Annotated in this window: 13 protein-coding genes; 12 read left to right on the top strand and 1 reads right to left on the bottom strand. The window is 73.5% G+C overall.

Annotated features, from left to right (window positions below):
* Positions 1-94: 94 nt before the first annotated feature.
* The 3 genes from ACFZDE_RS23980 to ACFZDE_RS23990 all read left to right on the top strand — a co-directional run bounded on the left by ACFZDE_RS23980 (position 95) and on the right by ACFZDE_RS23990 (position 2,241).
* Complete coding sequence (locus ACFZDE_RS23980) at positions 95-1,231, top strand: ATP-binding protein (protein WP_391202780.1); 1,137 nt, start codon at positions 95-97, stop codon at positions 1,229-1,231.
* Positions 1,224-1,547, top strand: a complete 324-nt coding sequence (locus tag ACFZDE_RS23985) for a MazG-like family protein (protein ID WP_390994350.1) — start codon at positions 1,224-1,226, stop codon at positions 1,545-1,547. The genes ACFZDE_RS23980 and ACFZDE_RS23985 overlap by 8 nt, the downstream gene beginning before the upstream one ends.
* A 223-nt stretch (positions 1,548-1,770) precedes the next feature.
* Entirely contained in the window at positions 1,771-2,241 is a 471-nt protein-coding gene (locus ACFZDE_RS23990) for a DUF6099 family protein (protein ID WP_391202784.1), read from the top strand.
* 538 nt (positions 2,242-2,779) lie between these two features.
* On the opposite strand, the gene ACFZDE_RS23995 is transcribed toward ACFZDE_RS23990, so the two are convergent.
* Positions 2,780-3,049, bottom strand: a complete 270-nt coding sequence (locus tag ACFZDE_RS23995) for a hypothetical protein (RefSeq protein ID WP_391203719.1) — start codon at positions 3,047-3,049, stop codon at positions 2,780-2,782.
* A gap of 239 nt (positions 3,050-3,288) precedes the next feature.
* Between ACFZDE_RS23995 and ACFZDE_RS24000 the strand changes: the two genes are divergently transcribed.
* The 9 genes from ACFZDE_RS24000 (at position 3,289) to ACFZDE_RS24040 (ending at position 18,473) form a co-directional block, all read left to right on the top strand.
* Entirely contained in the window at positions 3,289-4,212 is a 924-nt protein-coding gene (locus tag ACFZDE_RS24000; RefSeq protein ID WP_391202787.1) for a TIGR03560 family F420-dependent LLM class oxidoreductase, read from the top strand.
* Between the two features lie 154 nt (positions 4,213-4,366).
* Positions 4,367-5,830 (top strand): 3' terminal RNA ribose 2'-O-methyltransferase Hen1, encoded by a 1,464-nt coding sequence (locus ACFZDE_RS24005; RefSeq protein ID WP_391202790.1) that lies wholly within the window; start codon positions 4,367-4,369, stop codon positions 5,828-5,830.
* Positions 5,827-8,367 carry a polynucleotide kinase-phosphatase gene (locus ACFZDE_RS24010; RefSeq protein WP_391202793.1) on the top strand — a complete coding sequence of 847 codons (2,541 nt, stop codon included), beginning with the start codon at positions 5,827-5,829 and terminating at the stop codon, positions 8,365-8,367. The genes ACFZDE_RS24005 and ACFZDE_RS24010 overlap by 4 nt, the downstream gene beginning before the upstream one ends.
* A gap of 157 nt (positions 8,368-8,524) precedes the next feature.
* On the top strand, positions 8,525-10,042 hold the full coding sequence (locus ACFZDE_RS24015; protein ID WP_391202796.1) for a hypothetical protein: 1,518 nt from the start codon (positions 8,525-8,527) through the stop codon (positions 10,040-10,042).
* 16 nt (positions 10,043-10,058) lie between these two features.
* Entirely contained in the window at positions 10,059-11,150 is a 1,092-nt protein-coding gene (locus tag ACFZDE_RS24020) for an AAA family ATPase (protein ID WP_391202799.1), read from the top strand.
* Complete coding sequence (gene fxsT, locus ACFZDE_RS24025; RefSeq protein WP_391202802.1) at positions 11,150-15,703, top strand: FxSxx-COOH system tetratricopeptide repeat protein; 4,554 nt, start codon at positions 11,150-11,152, stop codon at positions 15,701-15,703. Before ACFZDE_RS24020 ends, fxsT begins: the two co-directional genes overlap by 1 nt.
* Before the next feature lie 157 nt (positions 15,704-15,860).
* Positions 15,861-17,021: a hypothetical protein gene (locus tag ACFZDE_RS24030; RefSeq protein WP_391202805.1), complete on the top strand. Its 1,161-nt coding sequence runs from the start codon at positions 15,861-15,863 to the stop codon at positions 17,019-17,021.
* Positions 17,018-18,142, top strand: coding sequence for a caspase family protein (locus tag ACFZDE_RS24035; RefSeq protein ID WP_391202808.1), 1,125 nt, complete (start codon positions 17,018-17,020; stop codon positions 18,140-18,142). The genes ACFZDE_RS24030 and ACFZDE_RS24035 overlap by 4 nt, the downstream gene beginning before the upstream one ends.
* Positions 18,143-18,242: 100 nt before the next feature.
* On the top strand, positions 18,243-18,473 hold the full coding sequence (locus tag ACFZDE_RS24040) for a hypothetical protein (protein WP_390994340.1): 231 nt from the start codon (positions 18,243-18,245) through the stop codon (positions 18,471-18,473).
* Positions 18,474-18,532 lie beyond the last annotated feature (59 nt).

Below are 18,532 nucleotides of genomic sequence, written 5' to 3' on the forward strand. Positions count from 1 at the left end.
GCCGCCGTGACCGGAGCCACGACCGTAGCTCGATCGTAGGAAGCCGCCGGAGACGGAACGGTTCGTCCTGCATACGGAGCCCTACCGTCCGGACATGACCCACCCCGCCCTGCCCGACCGCCCCCGCATCACCGAACTGCGCCTGTCCGCCTTCACCACCCACCGCCGCGCCGCGCTCCCGCTCGGGCCCCTCACCCTCCTCGCCGGACCCAGCGGCTGCGGCAAGACCAGCGCGCTGCGGGCGTACGAGGCCCTCGCCCGGCTCGGGGGCGGCGCGCCGCTCGGCGAGGCGTTCCCCGACCCCGTCGCCTGCGTACCGGAACGGGCCCGGCCCGACGCGCAACGCCGCCGCGGCTTCCGCATCGGCTGCACCGCCGACGGCCCCGCGGGCCCGGTCCGGCTCGACATGGCCGTACAGGCCGAACCCGAACTGCGCTTCGTCGGCGAGCGGTTGTCCGCCGACGGGCTGATCCTGCTGGAGACCGCCCTGCGCGACCCGGGCAAGCGTGCCGTGCAGGCCGCCTGGCATACGGCCGGACCGACCCCGGTGACCCGCGGCCCGCTCCCGGACGACCGGCTCGGCACCGCCCTGCTGCCGCTGCGCGTGGCGGGCAAGACACCCGGGCAGCGCAGGGTGCTGGCGGCCGCCGAGCAGATGGTCGTCGCCCTGCGCTCGGCCTTCTCCTGCGACCCCGAGCCCGCCCGTATGCGCGACCCGGTGACCGCCGGTTCCGGCCATCTCCTCGGCGGCTGCGGCAATCTCGCCGACGTGCTGTGGCGCACCCGCGCCGAGTGCGGGCGACGGCACGCGCAGTTCGTGGCGGCGGTGCGCGCCGGCTGCGCCGGGCCGGTGGCGGATGTGCTCGCCCGGGCGGAGCAGACCACGGGGGCGATCCGCGCCGTGCTCGACCGGGGCGACGGCTTCGCCACGGACCTGTGCCGGCTCGGCGACGGCGAACTGCGCTACGTCGCCCTCACGTTGGTGCTGCTCACCGGGCCGGGCGTACTGGCGGTCGACCCGGCGGGCGAGGTGCCCGCCGCGCTCCAGACGCTCACGGTCCTCGCCGACGGCTTCGACCGGGGCCTGGACGAACGGCAGCGCCGGGAACTGCTGCGGCTGGCGGCCCGGATGTGCGAGCGAGGGCACATCCGGCTGGTCGGCGCGGTCAGCGACGGCTCCTGGGCCGCCGGGACGCGGGGAGCCACGGTGGTACACCTGGACCGTGACTGATCCCCTGGACGTGGCCGCGCTGCAACGGCGCCTGGCCGAATTCGCGGCCGCGCGGAACTGGCAGCGCTACCACACCCCGAAGAACCTGGTCGCCGCGCTCAGCGTGGAGGCCTCCGAACTGGTCGAGATCTTCCAGTGGCTGACGCCCGAGGAGTCGGCCGACGTCATGGCCGACCCGGACACCGCGCACCGCGTCACCGACGAGGTCGCCGACGTGCTCGCGTATCTGCTCCAGCTGTGCGAGGTGCTCGGCATCGACCCGCTGGCCGCGCTGAACGCGAAGATCGACCGGAACGAGGGGAGGTTCCCGATCTAGGGGCAGGTCCCCTCGGCTGACGCGTCCGCCCGCCTCCGTCGCCTGGAGCGATGAAGTCCACTTGTACGCTGCGTAGCTGAACTGCGGCTCGAATCCGAATTGTTGTCCGCAATTTTCCGCCTTCCTCTGGCTTTTCGTCTCACGCCCCTTCACTCTGGGTAGTGAACAAGGGAGTGCGGGCAGACGGACGCGCGCAGCGCGTCGGACAAGACGGGGGCAGCGCATGGACGCGGTGCGGCTCATCGTGACGAGCAGGCGGACCCTGGCGGCGGGCGGCGACGCGCGGGAGACCCTGGCCGAGGTGTGGCAGGCGCAAGCCCTCGCGCAGGCCATCGGCAGCCGCCTGGCGGTCGCCGGGCCACCCGAACTTCGCGGCGAGGCACTGGGGTTGACGGAGCTGGCGGGCCGGGGCTGCGGTGTCCTCGACCCGCCCGAACTGGGCCCCGGTGAGCTGCGGGCGGGCCAGCTCACCGAGTTGGGCGACGCCCGCCACACCCTGATGTACCTGAGCGGTCTCCTCGGCGAGGTCGGCATCGCCCTGGTCGCCCTGGCCAGCGCCGCGGGCGACGAGGGCACGTACTGGCAGTGCATGGAGGCCATCGACGCGGCGGACGAGTCCCGCGACCGCGTCCTGGAGATGCTCCGCAGACTCGCGGACCGCGAACAGGCGCTGCCGCAGCGGGAGGCGGGATGAGGCGAACACGGCGAGCCCCTGTCCCACGAGCCTCCCGGCGGCGAGCCCTTGACCTGCGAGCCCTTGACCCGGGGAGCCCCGTCCCACGAGCCCATGGTCTCTGCGAGTCCATGTCCCGCGAGCCTCTGGCCTGAAAGCCTATGGTCCCCGCGAGGCCCTGTCCCACAAGCCGCTGGCCCGTGAGCTCATGGCCACACGAGCCCCTGACCTGCGCGCCCTTGTCCCGGGGAGTCCCTGTCCCGCAAGCCTCTGTCCCGGGAGCCCATGGTCCCCGCGAGCCGCTGGCACCGTGAGAGCCCATGGCCCCCGCGAACCCCTGCCCGGGTGCAGATGGCCCCCGCGAGTCTCCCTGTCCCGCGAGTCTCTGGCCCGGGAGACCCGCCTATGGTCCCCGTGACCCGCTGACCCGCTGACCCGCTGACCCGCTGACCCGCTGACCCGCTGACCCGCTGACCCGCTGACCCGCTGACCCGCTGACCCGCTGACCCGCTGACCCCCGGAGCCCATGGTCCCCCCGCGAGCCCCTGACTCGCCGCCGCTAACCCGCCCGTCCCTCCCCGGAGGCACCGCGCCCGCCGTCCCCCGCCGCCCCGAGGGCAGGACCCTCCATGGCTCTGAGAGCCGGATCCTCCACCGCCGTGAGAGCCGGATTCCCCACCGCTCTGAGATCCGCGTCCCCCGCCGCCTGAAGATCCGCGTCCAACACTGACAATTCCGCGTTCAACGCCGCCATCAGCTCCTCCATCTGCTGCAACAGCCCCTTGGGCTGCCCGGTCCCGCCCTGGTGCGGCACGCTCTCTTCGGACATGACGGCCTCCTCGGCCCCCGGCCCCCGGGGAGGCCGGCGCGGGTGACGCCCCGGCGGTCCACCCCCCGGCGCGGAAGCCGGGGGCTCCGGCTCCGCCCGAGCCAACGATCACCGTCGGGGCCGGTCACTGGCCTGGCCGGACGGCGGCTGCGCTATTGACGTATTTTCACCCGACCGGGGACCGGCGTGGACGGGGGACCGATCCCTTGATCGCACGTCACGGCGTGCAGGATGGAGGCATGGATCTTCGCATCTTCACCGAGCCCCAGCAGGGGGCCACCTACGACACCTTGCTCACCGTCGCCAAGGCCACCGAGGACCTGGGGTTCGACGCCTTCTTCCGCTCCGACCACTATCTGCGCATGGGCGGCGTGGACGGCCTGCCCGGCCCCACCGACGCCTGGATCACCCTGGCCGGACTCGCCCGCGAGACCAAGCGCATCCGGCTCGGCACCCTGATGACCGCCGGCACCTTCCGGCTGCCCGGCGTGCTCGCCATCCAGGTCGCCCAGGTCGACCAGATGTCCGGCGGCCGGGTCGAACTCGGCCTCGGCGCGGGCTGGTTCGAGGAGGAGCACAAGGCCTACGGCATCCCCTTCCCCAAGGAGAAGTTCGCCCGGCTCGAAGAGCAGCTGGAGATCGTCACCGGTCTGTGGGCGACCGACCCCGGCAAGACCTTCGACTTCCACGGCACCTACTACGACCTCACCAACTCGCCCGCCCTGCCCAAGCCGGCGCAGCGGAAGATCCCCGTGCTCGTCGGCGGTCACGGCCCGTCCCGCACCCCGCGGCTGGCCGCCCAGTACGCCGACGAGTTCAACATGCCCTTCGCCTCCGTCGAGGACAGTGCGCGCCAGTTCGGGCGGGTGCGTGCCGCCGCCGAGGAGGCCGGCCGCGCCGGTGACGACCTGACGTACTCCAACGCCCTCGTGGTCTGCGTCGGCCGGGACGAGGCGGAGATCGCCCGCCGGGCCGCCGCGATCGGCCGCGAGGTGGACGAGCTGAGGCTCAACGGCCTGGCCGGCTCCCCGTCCGAGGTCGTCGACAAGATCGGCCGCTACGCCGAGGCCGGTTCGAGCAGGGTCTACCTCCAGGTCCTCGACCTGGACGACCTCGACCACCTGGAGCTGATCTCCGCGCAGGTGCAGTCGCAGCTGTCGTAGCGGGGCCCGCCGAACCGCCCTCGATAACCGAAGGCGCTGGTGGGCACAGGTGTGCGAAGCTGAGGACGTTGTCCTGCCGAGCCCCCAGGATCACTCTTCCTGGGGGCTCTCGCACGGGCACGGAAACGTCCACCCAGCCGGAGAGGCCCTCCGCATGTTCCTGACGATCACCACCACCGGCACTCCCGAACGCCCCGCCACCGACCTCGGCTACCTGCTGCACAAGCATCCCGAGAAGGCGCAGGCGTTCTCCACCTCCTACGGCACGGCCCACGTCCTCTACCCCGAGGCCGAAGCCGGGCGCTGCACGGCGGCGCTGCTGCTGGAGGTCGACGCGGTGGCACTGGTCAGGCGCGGCAAGGGCAAGGGCCGCGGTGGCGCCCCGGACGCGGCTCTCGCGCAGTACGTCAACGACCGCCCCTACGCGGCCTCCTCCCTGCTCGCCGTGGCGCTGAGCAGCGTCTTCTCCAGCGCCATGAAGGGCGTCTGCCATGCCAGGCCGGAGCTGCCCGGCCAGGCCAGGCCGCTGCGCGTCGAGGTGCCGGCCCTGCCCGCCCGCGGCGGCCCCGGCCTGGTGGGCAAGCTCTTCGAGCCGCTCGGCTGGACCGTGAGCGCCGAACCGGTGCCGCTGGACACCGAGTTCCCCACCTGGGGCGACTCCCGGTACGTGCGCCTCGTCCTGGAAGCGGACACGCTCACCGTCGCCGAGGCCCTGCGCCACCTCTACGTCCTGCTCCCCGTCCTCGACGACGCCAAGCACTACTGGGTCGCCCCCGACGAGGTCGACAAGCTGCTGCGCGCCGGTGAGGGCTGGCTGCCCGGCCACCCGGAGCAGCGGCTGATCACCAGCCGCTACCTCTCGCGCCGCTGGGCGCTGACCCGGCAGGCCACCGAGCGCCTGGAACTGGTGCGGCTCGCCGAGACCGACGACAGCGCGGTCGAGGAGATCGACAACGCCGTCGAGGCGGAGACCGAGGCCGAGGAGAAGCCGACCCCGCTGGCGGTGCGGCGCCGCGAGGCGATCGTCACGGCGCTGCGGCAGTCCGGAGCCGCCCGGGTCCTCGATCTCGGCTGCGGGCAGGGCCAGTTGGTGCAGACCCTGCTCAAGGACCCGGCCTTCACCGAGATCGTCGGCGTGGACGTGTCCGTGCGCGCCCTCACCATCGCCTCCCGGCGGCTGAAGCTGGACCGCATGGGCGAGCGGCAGGCCTCCCGCGTCCGGCTCCTCCAGGGCTCGCTGGCGTACACCGACGTCCGGCTCAAGGGCTACGACGCCGCCGTGCTGAGCGAGGTGATCGAGCACCTCGACCTGCCCCGGCTGCCCGCCCTGGAGTACGCGGTGTTCGGCTCGGCGCGCCCGAGGACGGTCCTCGTGACCACCCCGAACGTCGAGTACAACGTGCGCTGGGAGTCCCTCCCGGCCGGTCACGTCCGGCACGGCGACCATCGCTTCGAGTGGACCCGGGCCGAGTTCCGCGCCTGGGCCGAAGCGGTCGCCGCACGGCACGGCTACGGCGTCACGTTCGAGCCCGTCGGCCCCGACGACCCCGAGGTGGGGCCGCCCACCCAGATGGCCGTGTTCACCCAGTCCAGCCCGAAGGAGGCGAAGGCGGCATGACCGACGAGACGCAGGGGCGCGTGCTGCCCGTCACCGACCTGTCCCTGGTGGTGCTGGTCGGGGCCACCGGCTCCGGCAAGTCCACCTTCGCCCGCAGGCACTTCAAGCCCACCGAGGTCATCTCCTCCGACTTCTGCCGCGGCCTCGTCTCCGACGACGAGAACGACCAGGCCGCCACCAGGGACGCCTTCGACGTCCTGCACTACATCGCCGGCAAGCGCCTGGCCGCCGGCCGCCGCACGGTCGTGGACGCGACCAGCGTGCAGTCCGACGCCCGCCGCCAGCTGATCGACCTGGCCAAGCAGTACGACGTGCTGCCGATCGCGATCGTGCTCGACGTGCCCGAGGAGGTGTGCGCCGAGCGCAACGCGGCCCGCACCGACCGCGCCGACATGCCCCGCCGGGTCATCCACCGGCACACTCGCGAACTGCGCCGCTCCCTGCGGCACCTGGAGCGCGAGGGCTTCCGCAAGGTGCACATCCTGCGTGGCGTGGACGAGGTCGAGAACGCCACGATCGTCACCGAGAAGCGCTTCAACGACCTCACCCACCTCACCGGCCCGTTCGACATCATCGGCGACATCCACGGCTGCGCCGCCGAACTGGAGGCGCTGCTCGGCAAGCTGGGCTACGTCGACGGGGTCCACCCGGAGGGCCGCACGGCCGTCTTCGTCGGCGACCTGGTCGACCGCGGCCCGGACAGCCCCGGCGTACTGCGCCGCGTGATGGCGATGGTGAAGTCCGGCAACGCCCTGTGCGTGCCCGGCAACCACGAGAACAAGTACGGCCGGTACCTGCGCGGCCGCAAGGTCCAGCAGACCCACGGCCTCGCCGAGACCATCGAGCAGATGGCGGGCCAAAGCGAGGAGTTCCTCGCCGAGGTGCGGGAGTTCCTCGACGGCCTCGTCAGCCACTACGTCCTCGACGGCGGCAAGCTCGTGGTCTGCCACGCCGGTCTGCCCGAGAAATACCACGGCCGCACCTCCGGCCGGGTCCGCAGCCACGCCCTGTACGGCGACACCACCGGGGAGACCGACGAGTTCGGCCTGCCCGTGCGCTACCCGTGGGCGGAGGACTACCGGGGCCGGGCCGCGGTCGTCTACGGCCACACCCCGGTGCCGGAGGCGACCTGGCTCAACAACACCATCTGCCTGGACACCGGCGCGGTCTTCGGCGGCAAGCTCACCGCGCTGCGCTGGCCGGAGCGCGAACTGACCGACGTCCCGGCCCAGCAGGTCTGGTACGAGCCGGCCAAGCCGCTGCGCTCCGAGGCACCCGGCGGGCACGACGGCCGCCCGCTGGACCTGGCGGACGTACGGGGCCGCAGGGTCGTCGAGACCCGGCACCAGGGCCGCGTCTCGATCCGCGAGGAGAACGCGGCGGCGGCCCTGGAGGTCATGAGCCGCTTCGCGGTGGACCCGCGGCTGCTGCCGTACCTCCCGCCGACCATGGCCCCGACGGCCACGAGCCGCGTCGAGGGCTACCTGGAGCACCCCGAGGAGGCGTTCGCCCAGTACCGGGACGACGGTGTCGCGCGGGTCGTGTGCGAGGAGAAGCACATGGGCTCGCGGGCGGTGGCCCTGGTGTGCCGCGACGCGGAGGCCGCGCGCCAGCGGTTCGGCGTGGACGGGCCCAGCGGCTCCCTCTACACCCGCACCGGCCGCCCCTTCCTCGACGACGACGCCCTCACCGGGGAGATCCTCGACCGGCTGCGCACGGCGATCGGCGAGGCCGGCCTCTGGGACGAACTGGCCACCGACTGGCTTCTGCTGGACGCCGAGCTGATGCCCTGGTCGCTGAAGGCGTCCGGGCTGCTGCGGTCGCAGTACGCCGCCGTGGGCGCCGCGTCGGGCGCGGTGCTCCCGGAGGCACTGGGCGCCCTCCAGGGCGCGGCGGCGCGCGGCGTCGACGTGGCGGGCCTGCTGGCCCGCACCCGCGAACGGGCCGCCGACGCCGCCGCGTTCACCGAGGCCTACCGCCGCTACTGCTGGACCACCGACGGCCTGGAGGGCGTGTGCCTGGCGCCGTTCCAGATCCTCGCGGTCCAGGGGCGCAGCCTCGCCGGGCTGCCGCACGACGAGCAGCTCGCCCTGCTGGACCGGCTCGTCGAGCACGACGGCAGCGGCCTGCTCCGGACCACCCGGCGCCTCTACGTCGACACCGCCGACCCCCAGTCGGTGCGGGCCGGTGTCGACTGGTGGCTGGAGATGACCGGCCGCGGCGGCGAGGGCATGGTCGTCAAGCCGGTCGGCGCATTGGTCCGCGACGGCCAGGGCCGCCTGGTGCAGCCCGGCATCAAGTGCCGTGGCCGCGAGTACCTGCGGATCATCTACGGCCCGGAGTACACCCGCCCGGAGAACCTCGCCAAGCTGCGCTCGCGGTTCCTCAACCACAAGCGGTCGCTCGCGATCCGCGAGTACGCGCTGGGCCTTGAGGCCCTGGACCGGCTGGCCGAGGGCGAGCCGCTGTGGCGGGTGCACGAGGCGGTGTTCGGGGTGCTGGCGCTGGAGTCGGAGCCGGTCGACCCGCGGCTGTGAACGGCCAGGGCGCACGATTCCGGCCAGGCTTGTCCCGCCTGGGACACTCCTGGCCGGACGTCGCCCTTCCGTTCCCATTCGTCCCTGGTTAACCGCTGGTAGCCGTGCTAACTTCGCTGGTCGGTCAGGCAGGTGAACCGACTCAGGGGGAAAGTCGGTGCGGACAGGTACGGCGCCCGGCGAGTTCGGCGGCACATCCGGACAGCAGCCGGACTTCGAGCTGCTGTTACAGCTCACCGACGTGCTCTGCGAGCTGGGCTGCGTCGAGGACGCCCCGAGCCGGGTGCAGTTCGCGAGTCTGCTGGGGAGCCAGCTCCACCGCCCGGTGGACATCCGCGGGGTCAAGCTCCGCGAGGACGTGGTGAGTCTGGTGACCGCCGCGCTGAGCGTGGCGGGCGGGGAGCACGTACTGGTCGGGGTGGTGCGCATCCTGGAGGGAGCCCCGGCCGGAGACGAACTCGACCGGCTGATCGCCCCTGCCCCTCTCCTGGCCGGACCGCTGTCCAGGGAGGACGAGAAGAGCGCACGCGTGGCGCTCTCCCGTGGCGACCTGCCCGCCGCACGCTTACGGGACGGTCTGGCCGAGGAACTCGCCGGCCTGGACCTCCCCGACGGACTCGCCCCCGAGCAGCTCCTCGCCCACCTGCTCGAATGGAACGTGCAGGACGACGGTCTGCCGCCGGTCGTCCTGCTGCTCGACCACGCGGCCCGGCTCGCCAGGACCGTCGAGCACCGACTGGCGCTGACCGGCTGGGTCGACGACTGGACCGCACGCGCGGGCCTGACCGCCGAGCTGGCGAGGCGGCGGGAGCGCCGCGCCGAGGTGGTGTGGTCGCCCGACATCCCCCGCACCCTCGTCGTCGCGGTCGAACCGGCCCGGGACGGCAGCTCGGACGTCGTGGTGCGGACCTGGACGAACGCGACCCCGGGCCGCTGGGACCCCCGCCCCGGTGAGCCGGACACCATCCCCCTGGACGACCTGGGCCGGGCGGTGGACCGGGCGTTGCGGCGCGGCACCCAACTCTGGCTGGTGCCGCGCGAACCGGACGCGGGCGGCCTCCAGGAGCCGTCTGCGTACATAGAGTTCCTCCTTCCGTACGATCTGATGAACCACGATGTGGCGGGGTTGACGTTCGCCGTGGGCGACGGTGAGCCCACTCCGCTCAGCCTGCGGTACGGGGTGCACCTACGCAGCCTGGAACGGATGCGTACGGACAACGCCGTGGTCCGGCAGCAGTGGCAGCGGCGCTGGGCAGCGCTGAAGCAGCACGGGATCACGGTGCACGCCTGGCGGGAAGCGGACGCCCGCCGGCTTCGCGCGTGGCAGATCGCGCTCGCCGGGGAATCCAGAAGAACGGCGGTGCTGTTGGACGCGCCGACCCGGGCGCCGGCCCTGGAGGCGCTCAAAGCGGCGATCGCGGAGGGGGTCGGGCTGGCCGTCTGGGACCGCAGAGGCGTGTTCAAAGAGGAGAGGCGCGAAGTGGTGACCGCGGTGTTCGCGGCCGTCAGCATGCCCGTGCGGCTTCCGTCCGTCATGCACCGCATGCGTCTGAACGCCGAGAGCGGCGCGGAGGACGCGGTCCAGTATCTGGCCCGGAACGTCGGATTCCTGTGGGACGACCCCACACGCGTCGTCGACCTCCAGGCCACCGACCCCGGCGATCTCGCCAGCTGAGCTAGGAGGCTTCGGCATGAGCGCACAGGAACGGACGGCCGCGGACGACTGGCGGGTCTTCCACGCCACCGGACACCCGCGGGACGAGCCGCCCGTGCTGCCGGACCCGCCACCCTGGCGGAGGTTCCGCGGCGGCCCGGCCGAGGCCGCACCCCCGGACGACGCCGAGGCCGCGCTGCGCCGCCTGGGCCCCGGCGGCCTCACCCCCCAGCTCGACGCGGAGCAGATCGAGACGGTCAACGCCGCGCTGCTGCTGCGCCGCCCGCTGCTGATCACCGGCCCGCCGGGCGTCGGCAAGTCGACGCTCGCCTATCTGATCTCGCGCGAGCTGGGCCTCGGCCGCGTCCTGGAGTGGAACGTGGTGAGCCGGACCAGCCTGCGGGACGGCCTGTACGTCCACGACGCCATGGGCCGCGCCCAGGCCATCGCCGCCTGGCAGGCCGGACTGCGGGACACGGCACGGCCGGAGCCGGTGTTCGAAACGGACGGCGAACACAGCGTCAACTCGGACGTGTCAAAAGATCGCCAACTTGCGCCGGTAATAGGCGAGTTCATTACACTGGGGCCCCTGGGTACCGCCCTGCTGCCCTACGAACGGCCCCGGGTGCTCCTCGTCGACGAACTCGACAAGAGCGACATCGACCTGCCGAACGACCTGCTGCACGTTCTGGAGAATGGAAGTTATGAGGTTCCGGAGCTGGTGCGTGACGCCGCCGACGCGGCGAACGTGCACACCAGCGACCCGGGGCGCCGGGCCGTGGTGCGCGGCGGACGGGTCGAGTGCCGGGAGTTCCCGGTCGTGGTGATCACCAGCAACGGGGAGCGGGAATTCCCCGCCGCCTTCCGCCGCCGCTGTCTGCCCATGGAGATGCACACCCCCACCCGGGAGCAACTACTGGCCATGGTGGAGGGCCATCTCGGGCTCCGGCCGCGAGGCACCGAAGACCTCGTCGACCTGTTCGTTCAGCGGGTCCAGGCGGGTGGGGTCCACTCCCTCGACCAGTTGCTCAACGCTGTCCAGATGACTACCGCGGGTGGTTTCCAGGCCGACGGTGACGGGCGTAAGCTCGTCGAACTGCTGCTCCGCGACCTCGCGAAGGGCCGCTGATGACCCGGGAGCGCGCATCCGGACCCGGCGACGGGGATCCCGCATCGGGATCGTCGCCGCCTCCTTCGGTGTACCCCGAGCCGCCCGAGGGCGAGCGCGGAGACCGGGTCCCCGCCGCTCCCGATGACTGCGTCCCGCGCTGGCAGGAGTTCGCCGACGCGGTATGGCTCGCCGCGCACCGCAGCCGGTACGACCGCCCCGGCGACGAGGACCGGCCGGCCGTGAAGGCGCAGACCGGACACCCGCGGGACGCCGAGGGCGAACAGCCACCGCTCCCACCCACGGCGGACGACGACGCCCTCCCGCACCGGCCCGCCCCCGACGACCAGGACACTCCGGCCGGGACGGAGGCCGAGCTGTCACCGGCCGGCCGCGTCCCGGCGCCGGTCCCGGCCGACGACGGGGCCGCCTCCCTCGCCAGCGACGGCGCGGCGGCCCGTAAGGCCGACCGGGTCGCGCCCCGCGCCGCCGAGCGCTTCTTACCCCACCCCGAAGGCGGCTTCACCCTGCACCTCGGGCCGCCGCTGCTGCCCCGGGCCGAACCCGACCCGTCCGGCCCCGGCCGTGTCACCGCCCTGCTCGCGCGCGCCCTGCACCACCTGGCCCGCCGCGTCCCCTCGCGCAGCAGCCTGGAGCTGGACGAGGAGACCACGGCCGAGCAAGGCCTCGCCGACGGACTGTGGATGCCGTTCCTGCGGCCCGCCCGGGTCTCCGCCTTCGACCTGGTGCTGCTGCTCGACGACGCCCCCACCATGCGGATCTGGGAGGAGAGCGCCGCACGCCTCGCCCGCGCCGCCGAGCACAGCGGCGCCTTCCGCAGCGTGCGCACCATCCGGGCGACCGTGCCGCGCACCGGCGCCGCGACCCTGCGCTGGCCCACCGGCCGGGCCGTCGCCGACCCGGCCGAACTGCTCGACGGCCGGGGCAGCCGGATCTTCCTCGTCGTCACCGACGGACTCGCCCACGGCTGGGCCGCCACCGCCGCCGACGAACTCCTCGGCCGCCTCGCCCACGCCGGGCCCACCGCCCTGGTCCACCTGCTGCCGCCGCACCTGCGCCACCGGTCCTCGCTCTACCCGTACCCGGCCGTCCTGGAGGCCGGCGGCTTCGGAGCCCCGAACGGCGCCCTCGGGCACTGGGCCCCGCCCGGCGGCCCCGATCCGATGCGGCCGCTGCCCGAGGCGGGTGACGCCTCCGTCGCCGTCCCGGTGCTCTCCCTGAAACCCGCCTCCCTCGCCGCCTGGTCCGATCTGGTCACCGGCGGGCGGGGCGTGCGACGTTCGCTGCCCGTGGTGCTGGCCGGCACCCTCAGCAAGGGGGCGCCCGCGCCCGGTCTGCGCGCCCCGCGGCTGCCGCGCGCCGCCACCGCCGCCGTACGGCGCTTCTCCAGCCTCGCCACCCCCTCCGCCCGCCGGCTCGCCACCCAACTGGCCGCCATCCCCTTCGACTTCGACCTGGTCGAGCAGTTGCGCAGGCGCGTCATGCCGGAGACCGGCCCCGATCACCTCGCCGAGATCCTCATGGGCGGGCTGATCGACTGGGAGGGCGGACAGCAGGGGCGCCCCGAGTTCGCCGAGGGTGTCCGCGAGGCACTGCTCGCCACCACCACCCGCAGCCAGCTCGCCCGCACCGTGAGCGTGGTCGGCGAGCTGCCCGCCGCCGGGGAGCGGGGCGTCGCCCTGCGCGCGGCGCTGCGCGACCCGCTGCGCACCCGGCTGCCCGACCCGGCCGAAGCCGGCTGGGCCCGCAGCGAACTGGCCGTGATGCGAGCCCTGTCGGGTCCCTACTCCGACCGGGCCAGGCGCATCGAACCGAACCTGTCCGGGAACCTGCCCCCCGCGGCCGGACAGGTGGACAACATCACGTCCGCCCACCCACCCCCACAGGTGAAAAACCCGGGCGAAACGACTCCATCCAGCCCAGCGGGCGGTAACCCGGATTCGGGAATCTCCGATCCGACTGGAGAATCCGCGCCGTCGGAGACGGCCGAGGCGCACCGACCACCACAGACCCCGGAGGCAGAGCCGCTCATGCAGCGCACCACGACCGCAACGCCGGCCCTACTGGTGAACGTGCCCATGCGCAACACCTCGTTCGTCGGCCGGCAGGCGCTGCTGAGGGCCGTGGAGGAGCAGCTGGCGGCCCAGGACACCGCGGCCGTGCTGCCCAACGCCCTGCACGGCCTCGGTGGCGTCGGAAAGTCCCAGCTGGCGCTGGAGTACATCTACACCCGGCAGCGTGACTACCGGATCATCTGCTGGATCCCGGCCGAGCGCGAGAGCCTCATCCTGGCCGCGCTGTCCTCCCTCGCCACCCAGCTGGGCGTCGCCCCGGCCGGCCAGGACAGCCTGGGCGCCGCCGCGGCCAACACCGCCGTGCCCGCCGTACTGGAGGCCCTGCGCACCGGGACGCCGTACGACAACTGGCTGCTGGTCTTCGACAACGCCGAGGACATCGGGGCGGTGCGCGGCTACTTCCCGCACAACGGCCCGGGCAAGGTCATCGTCACCTCCCGGAACCGGGGCTGGGAACGGGTGGCGACCTCCCTGCCGGTGAACGTCTTCGAACGCGACGAGTCCATCGAACTGCTCCAGAAGCGCGCCACGGACCTGCCGCGGGAGGACGCCGACCGCCTCGCCGAAGCACTCGGCGACCTGCCGCTCGCCGTGGAGCAGGCGGGCGCCTGGCTCGGTGTCACCGGCATGGAGGTCGACGAGTACCTCGACCTGCTCGCCCAGCGCAGCCCGGAGATCCTGGAGATCGAGCAGAGCCCCGACTACCCGGTCTCCGTCGCCGCCGCCTGGGACATCTCCCTGGAGCGCATCCGCGAGAACAACCCCGGCGCCCGGCAGCTCCTCGACATCTGCGCCAGCATGGCCCCCGAGCCGATCCCGCGGTCGATCCTGCGCAGCAGCCGCGGCGTCAACATCACGCCGCAGGTCGACCCGATGCTGCGCGAGCCGATCAAACTGAACCGCGCCATCCGCGACCTGAGCCAGTTCTCCCTGATCAAGGTCGACTCGCGCCAGGGCACCCTGCAGATGCACCGCCTGTTGCAGACCGTGCTCCTCGCCAAGCTGAGCGAGGAGGAACGCGAGCGGATGCGGGACGCCGCCCACCAGCTGCTGTCCGCCGCCAACCGCGGCCCGTTCGGGTCCTCCCAGGAGTGGCGCGACTACCAGGCGCTGCTGCCCCACGTCCTCGCCTCCCAGGCGGTCACCAGCACCGACCCCTATGTGCGCGACCTGGTCTACGACACCATGTGGTTCCTCTACTACTGGGGCGACCACGAGGGCGCCGCGTCCTTCGGCCGGCAGGCCTGGAGCGCCTGGCTCGCCGCCTCCGGCGAGGAGGACATCTACGTCGTCCGGATGACCAAGGGCTTCGCCTTCCTGCTGCGCCAGGTCGGCCAGATCGCCGAGTCGATCCCGCTGACCGAGAAGGCGCTCGGGGTGTCCCGCCGGATGGAGGTGGAACCGGAGGAACTCATCGACTCCCTGTGCGAGATGTCCGACGCCCACCGCTACCAGGGCCGCTTCCAGGAGGCCCGGGACCTGGGCAAGGAGGCCACCGAACTGGCCCGCTCGCTGTTCGGGCCCGACGACCCGGCCACGCTGCGGGCCAGCCACAGCTGGGGCGTCGACCTGAGACTGTGCGGGGAGTTCGAGGAAGCGCTGTCGCTGGACCAGGAGACCGCCCGCCAGCGCGACCTGCTGCTCGGCGGAACCAGCTTCTTCACGCTCAACACCATGCACTGCGTCGGCATCGACATGGGCGAGGCGGGCCGCTACTCCGCCGCGCGCGAGTGGCAGGAGGACGTCTACCGCCAGGCGCTCACCGCGCTGGGCGAGAAGCACCCCCTGACCCTGCGCATCGCCCGCTCCCTCGGCGTCTGCCGCCGCCGGGACGGTGATCTGTCCGAGGGCGCGAAGCTCGCCGAGGAGACCCTGCTCCACTTCAAGTCCCGCTACGGCGACGAGCACCTCGACTCGCTCACCACGGCGACCAACGTCGTCGTCGACCGGCGTCTGGCCGGGAACCTGGAGGGCTCGCTGCGGATCGCGGAGTCCACCGTGGCCCGGCTGGTGCGACGGCTCGGCGGCGACCACGCGCACACCCTGGTGACCCGGGCGAACCTGGCGGCCACCCAGCGGACTCTGGGCTCGCTGGACATCGCGCAGGAGGTGGAGGACGACGTGGTGCGCCGGCTGAACGACACGGTCGGCCCGCACCACATGATCACGCTCACCGTGGGCATCGGCCAGGCGAACACCGCCTACGCACGGCTCGACTTCGAGCGGGCGCACGCGATCGACTCCGCCAGCCTGCCGCTGCTGACCGAGGTGGCGGGCGAGCACCACCCCCTCACCCTCGCCTGCACCTCCAACCTCGCCCTCGATCTGCGGGGCCTCGGACGGGGAGACGAGGCGGACGTCCTCCAGCGCAAGGCCGTGGAGGGCTTCGCCGCGGCCCTGCGCAGCGACCACCCCTGGCTCCAGGCCGCGCGCCAGCGCCGCCGCATCGAGTGCGACGTGGCGCCCATGCCCATGTGACGCGCGGCTGCCCAGGTGACGCGCTGCGCACCTCCGCACGGCCCGCGGCCCGGTATCTCCCGGGCCGCGGGCCGTTTGCGCCTGACTGCCAGGCTTCAACTTCCCCGCGATGTGGGTAAGTTGACTCTCGCAACGGCAATCCGGCCAGAGGGGGCGTATGACGACGGTCGTCCTCGTCCATGGGACCGGGGTCCGCGAGCCGGGTCTCTCCGCGCTGGTCGAGCGGGTGACGGCCGGACTGGCCGCACACCGTGACGGGCCGCGCGTCCTGCCCTACCCCTGGGGCGCGGCACACGGTGCCACGCTCGCGGCCGGCGGAGCGAGCCTGCCGTCCCGGTCCGGCACCACACGCGCCCTCGGCGGAGACCCGGGCGACGAGGCGACGGCGGGATGGGCCCTCCTCTACGACGACCCGTACGCCGAACTGGCCCTGGCCGCCGCCCGGTCCGCCCCGGCCGCCGAACGCCCGCCCGGCACCGTCCCGCCGCAGCAGCCGCTGCGGGCGCTGCTCACCGCGCTGGCCGCCCGGGGCGACGCCCCCGCGGCCGAACTGGGCCCCGGGCTGCCCCGGGCCTGCACCGCCCTGGCCGCCCACCCCCTGCTCGGCCCCGCGGCGGACACCCTCGGCCCGGCGGACCTCGCCGTCCTCGCGGCCCGCTCCCTGACCGCGCGGATCATCGCCGACGCCCTCGACGCCGACTCCCCGCTCATCCCCACGGGCGAGACCCGTGACGCCGTCACCGACCGGATCGCCGAGGCCCTCGGAGCGCCGCCCCAGGGCGCGGAGCGAGGACTGCGCTCCCTTCTGCTGCGCACGGCCGGGGGTGTGGCCGCACGCGCCGTCGAGCGCCGCCGGCGCGCCCTCACCGAGGCCGCCCACCCCGCCGCCGGTGACATCCTGCGCTACCTGAGCCGGGGCGAGGCCTTCCGCGCCGGCCTGCGCACCCTCGTCGCCGGTCTCGAGCCGCCCGTCGCCGTGGTCGGCCACAGCCTCGGCGGCGTCATCGCCCTCGACACGCTGATCTCCGCCCCGCTGCCGCAGGTCGCGCTCCTGGTGACCGCGGGCTCCCAGGGACCCTTCCTGTACGAGACGGGTGCGCTGCCCTGCCTCGAACACCCCGCGCCCCTGCCCGGGCACGTCCCCGCCTGGCTGAACCTGTACGACCCGCGCGATCTGCTGGGCTACGTGGGCGCGCGGCTCTTCCCGGGCCGGGTCACCGATGTCGCCGTCGACAGCGGGCAGCCGTTCCCCGCGGCACACAGCGCCTACTGGACCGACCCGGCCGTGTACCGCCACATCGCGGACCACCTGCCGTGACCGCCCCGGACCCGCCCGTCGACCCCGCTCGGGTGCACGCCCTCATCGTCGGGATCGAGGCGTACGAGGCAGGCGACGCCTGGCGCCTGTCCGGGCCCGCCCGGGACGCCGTACGGTTCCGTCGGCTGCTGCGCGACGCCGGGGTGCCGGAGTCGCACCTGCGGCTGCATCTGGCGCCCTTGCCGTCCTACGACCCGCGGGTCCCGTACGAGCGGGCGGACCGGGCCACCCTGCGCCGGGTCCTGGTGCGTGAACTCTCCCTCGCCGAGGGCGAGATGCTGTGGGTGTGGTGGGGCGGCCACGGTGTGCTGGACCGGGCCGGGCGGCTGCGGCTGTTCTGCGCGGACGCCGGCGTCGCCGACAAAGTGGGCATCGACCTGGACTCCGCGCTCGCCCGGTTCTCCGGGGACGCCGTGCCGGGACTGCGCGAGCAGATGTGGATCGTGGACGCCTGCGAGACGTTCGAGGAGGACCTCGGCTTCCAGGAGGCGCTGCCCGCCGACGCGCTGCCGGTGGGCCGGCCCGGCCACGCCCACCGGCAGACGGTGCTGCGCGCCGCCGGCCGGGGCAGGGTGGCGGCCAACGACCCCGTCCGCGCGACCGGTCTGTTCTCCGACGTCCTGCTCGGTCTGCTGGCCGACCGGGCGGCCGTGCTGCCCGCCCCGCCCGATCCGGAGGAACTGTTTCCGGCCGTTCGGGAGCGCATCGCGGCCCTCAGGGAAGAGGGCCGTACCCTTCAGCACCCCGAGATCCGGCTCCAGGGAGCCGACCGCACCGAAACCCTGCCCCCGGCCGTACCGCCCGCCGCCGCGCGCCCGCTCACGGCGACGCTGCGGGCGGTGGAGGCCCTCCTCGCCTACCCCTTGATGCACGACCCGGACGAGCGGCAGACGGTCGTCGCCGCGCTGAACCCCCGTGTCACGGCAGTGCTCCGCCGCCACAGCAAGGCACGCACCGACGTCGTCAACATCCTGGGCGGGCTCGCCCGGCGGTCACCGGAGGCACTGTGGGACCTGTTCGACGCCGTGGTGTCCCTCGACGACGATCCGGAACTGGCAGAGGAACTCTCGGCCGCGATCGCCGCGTTGGCGCCCGGTCCGCCGCATCGGCGTGACCGGTGATGATCAGTGGCGTGATCGTACGGTTTTCGCCCCGGGGGGTATTGGCCATGATGGAAAGACACGGGGCATCGCGTGCCACCGTGCGAGAAGGGGGAGCATCTTGGACCAGCCGCCCGCTCTGCACCACGCCGGAGCCGCCGCACCTGTACCGGCCGTTGCCACGACGGGGACCGACGTCTGGGAATCCGATCTGGCGGACCTCGCGGCACTGCCCCTGAGTGCCGTGGACCGTCTCCCCGCCCTGCCCTACGGCACGCGCCTGCTGACCGAGGTACTGCGCGCCCGCAGCAGCATGAGAAGCGGTGAGGGCTCGGGCGCCCGAGCCGACTAGCCGCCGACCTTCCCGACGGCCGAAGCCCGGTGCGACACCCGCACGCGCACCGGGCCCTG

The organism is Streptomyces sp. NPDC007929 (assembly GCF_042959065.1).
Taxonomy (GTDB): domain Bacteria; phylum Actinomycetota; class Actinomycetes; order Streptomycetales; family Streptomycetaceae; genus Streptomyces.

Bases quoted from the DNA above. Each gene is read 5' to 3' on its own strand.
- ACFZDE_RS24020 (WP_391202799.1), top strand. From the start codon at position 10,059: ATGAGCGCACAGGAACGGACGGCCGCGGACGACTGGCGGGTCTTCCAC.
- ACFZDE_RS24010 (WP_391202793.1), top strand. From the start codon at position 5,827: ATGACCGACGAGACGCAGGGGCGCGTGCTGCCCGTCACCGACCTGTCC.
- ACFZDE_RS24000 (WP_391202787.1), top strand. From the start codon at position 3,289: ATGGATCTTCGCATCTTCACCGAGCCCCAGCAGGGGGCCACCTACGAC.
- ACFZDE_RS23995 (WP_391203719.1), bottom strand. From the start codon at position 3,049: ATGTCCGAAGAGAGCGTGCCGCACCAGGGCGGGACCGGGCAGCCCAAG.
- ACFZDE_RS24005 (WP_391202790.1), top strand. From the start codon at position 4,367: ATGTTCCTGACGATCACCACCACCGGCACTCCCGAACGCCCCGCCACC.
- ACFZDE_RS24030 (WP_391202805.1), top strand. From the start codon at position 15,861: ATGACGACGGTCGTCCTCGTCCATGGGACCGGGGTCCGCGAGCCGGGT.
- ACFZDE_RS23980 (WP_391202780.1), top strand. From the start codon at position 95: ATGACCCACCCCGCCCTGCCCGACCGCCCCCGCATCACCGAACTGCGC.
- ACFZDE_RS23990 (WP_391202784.1), top strand. From the start codon at position 1,771: ATGGACGCGGTGCGGCTCATCGTGACGAGCAGGCGGACCCTGGCGGCG.
- fxsT (WP_391202802.1), top strand. From the start codon at position 11,150: ATGACCCGGGAGCGCGCATCCGGACCCGGCGACGGGGATCCCGCATCG.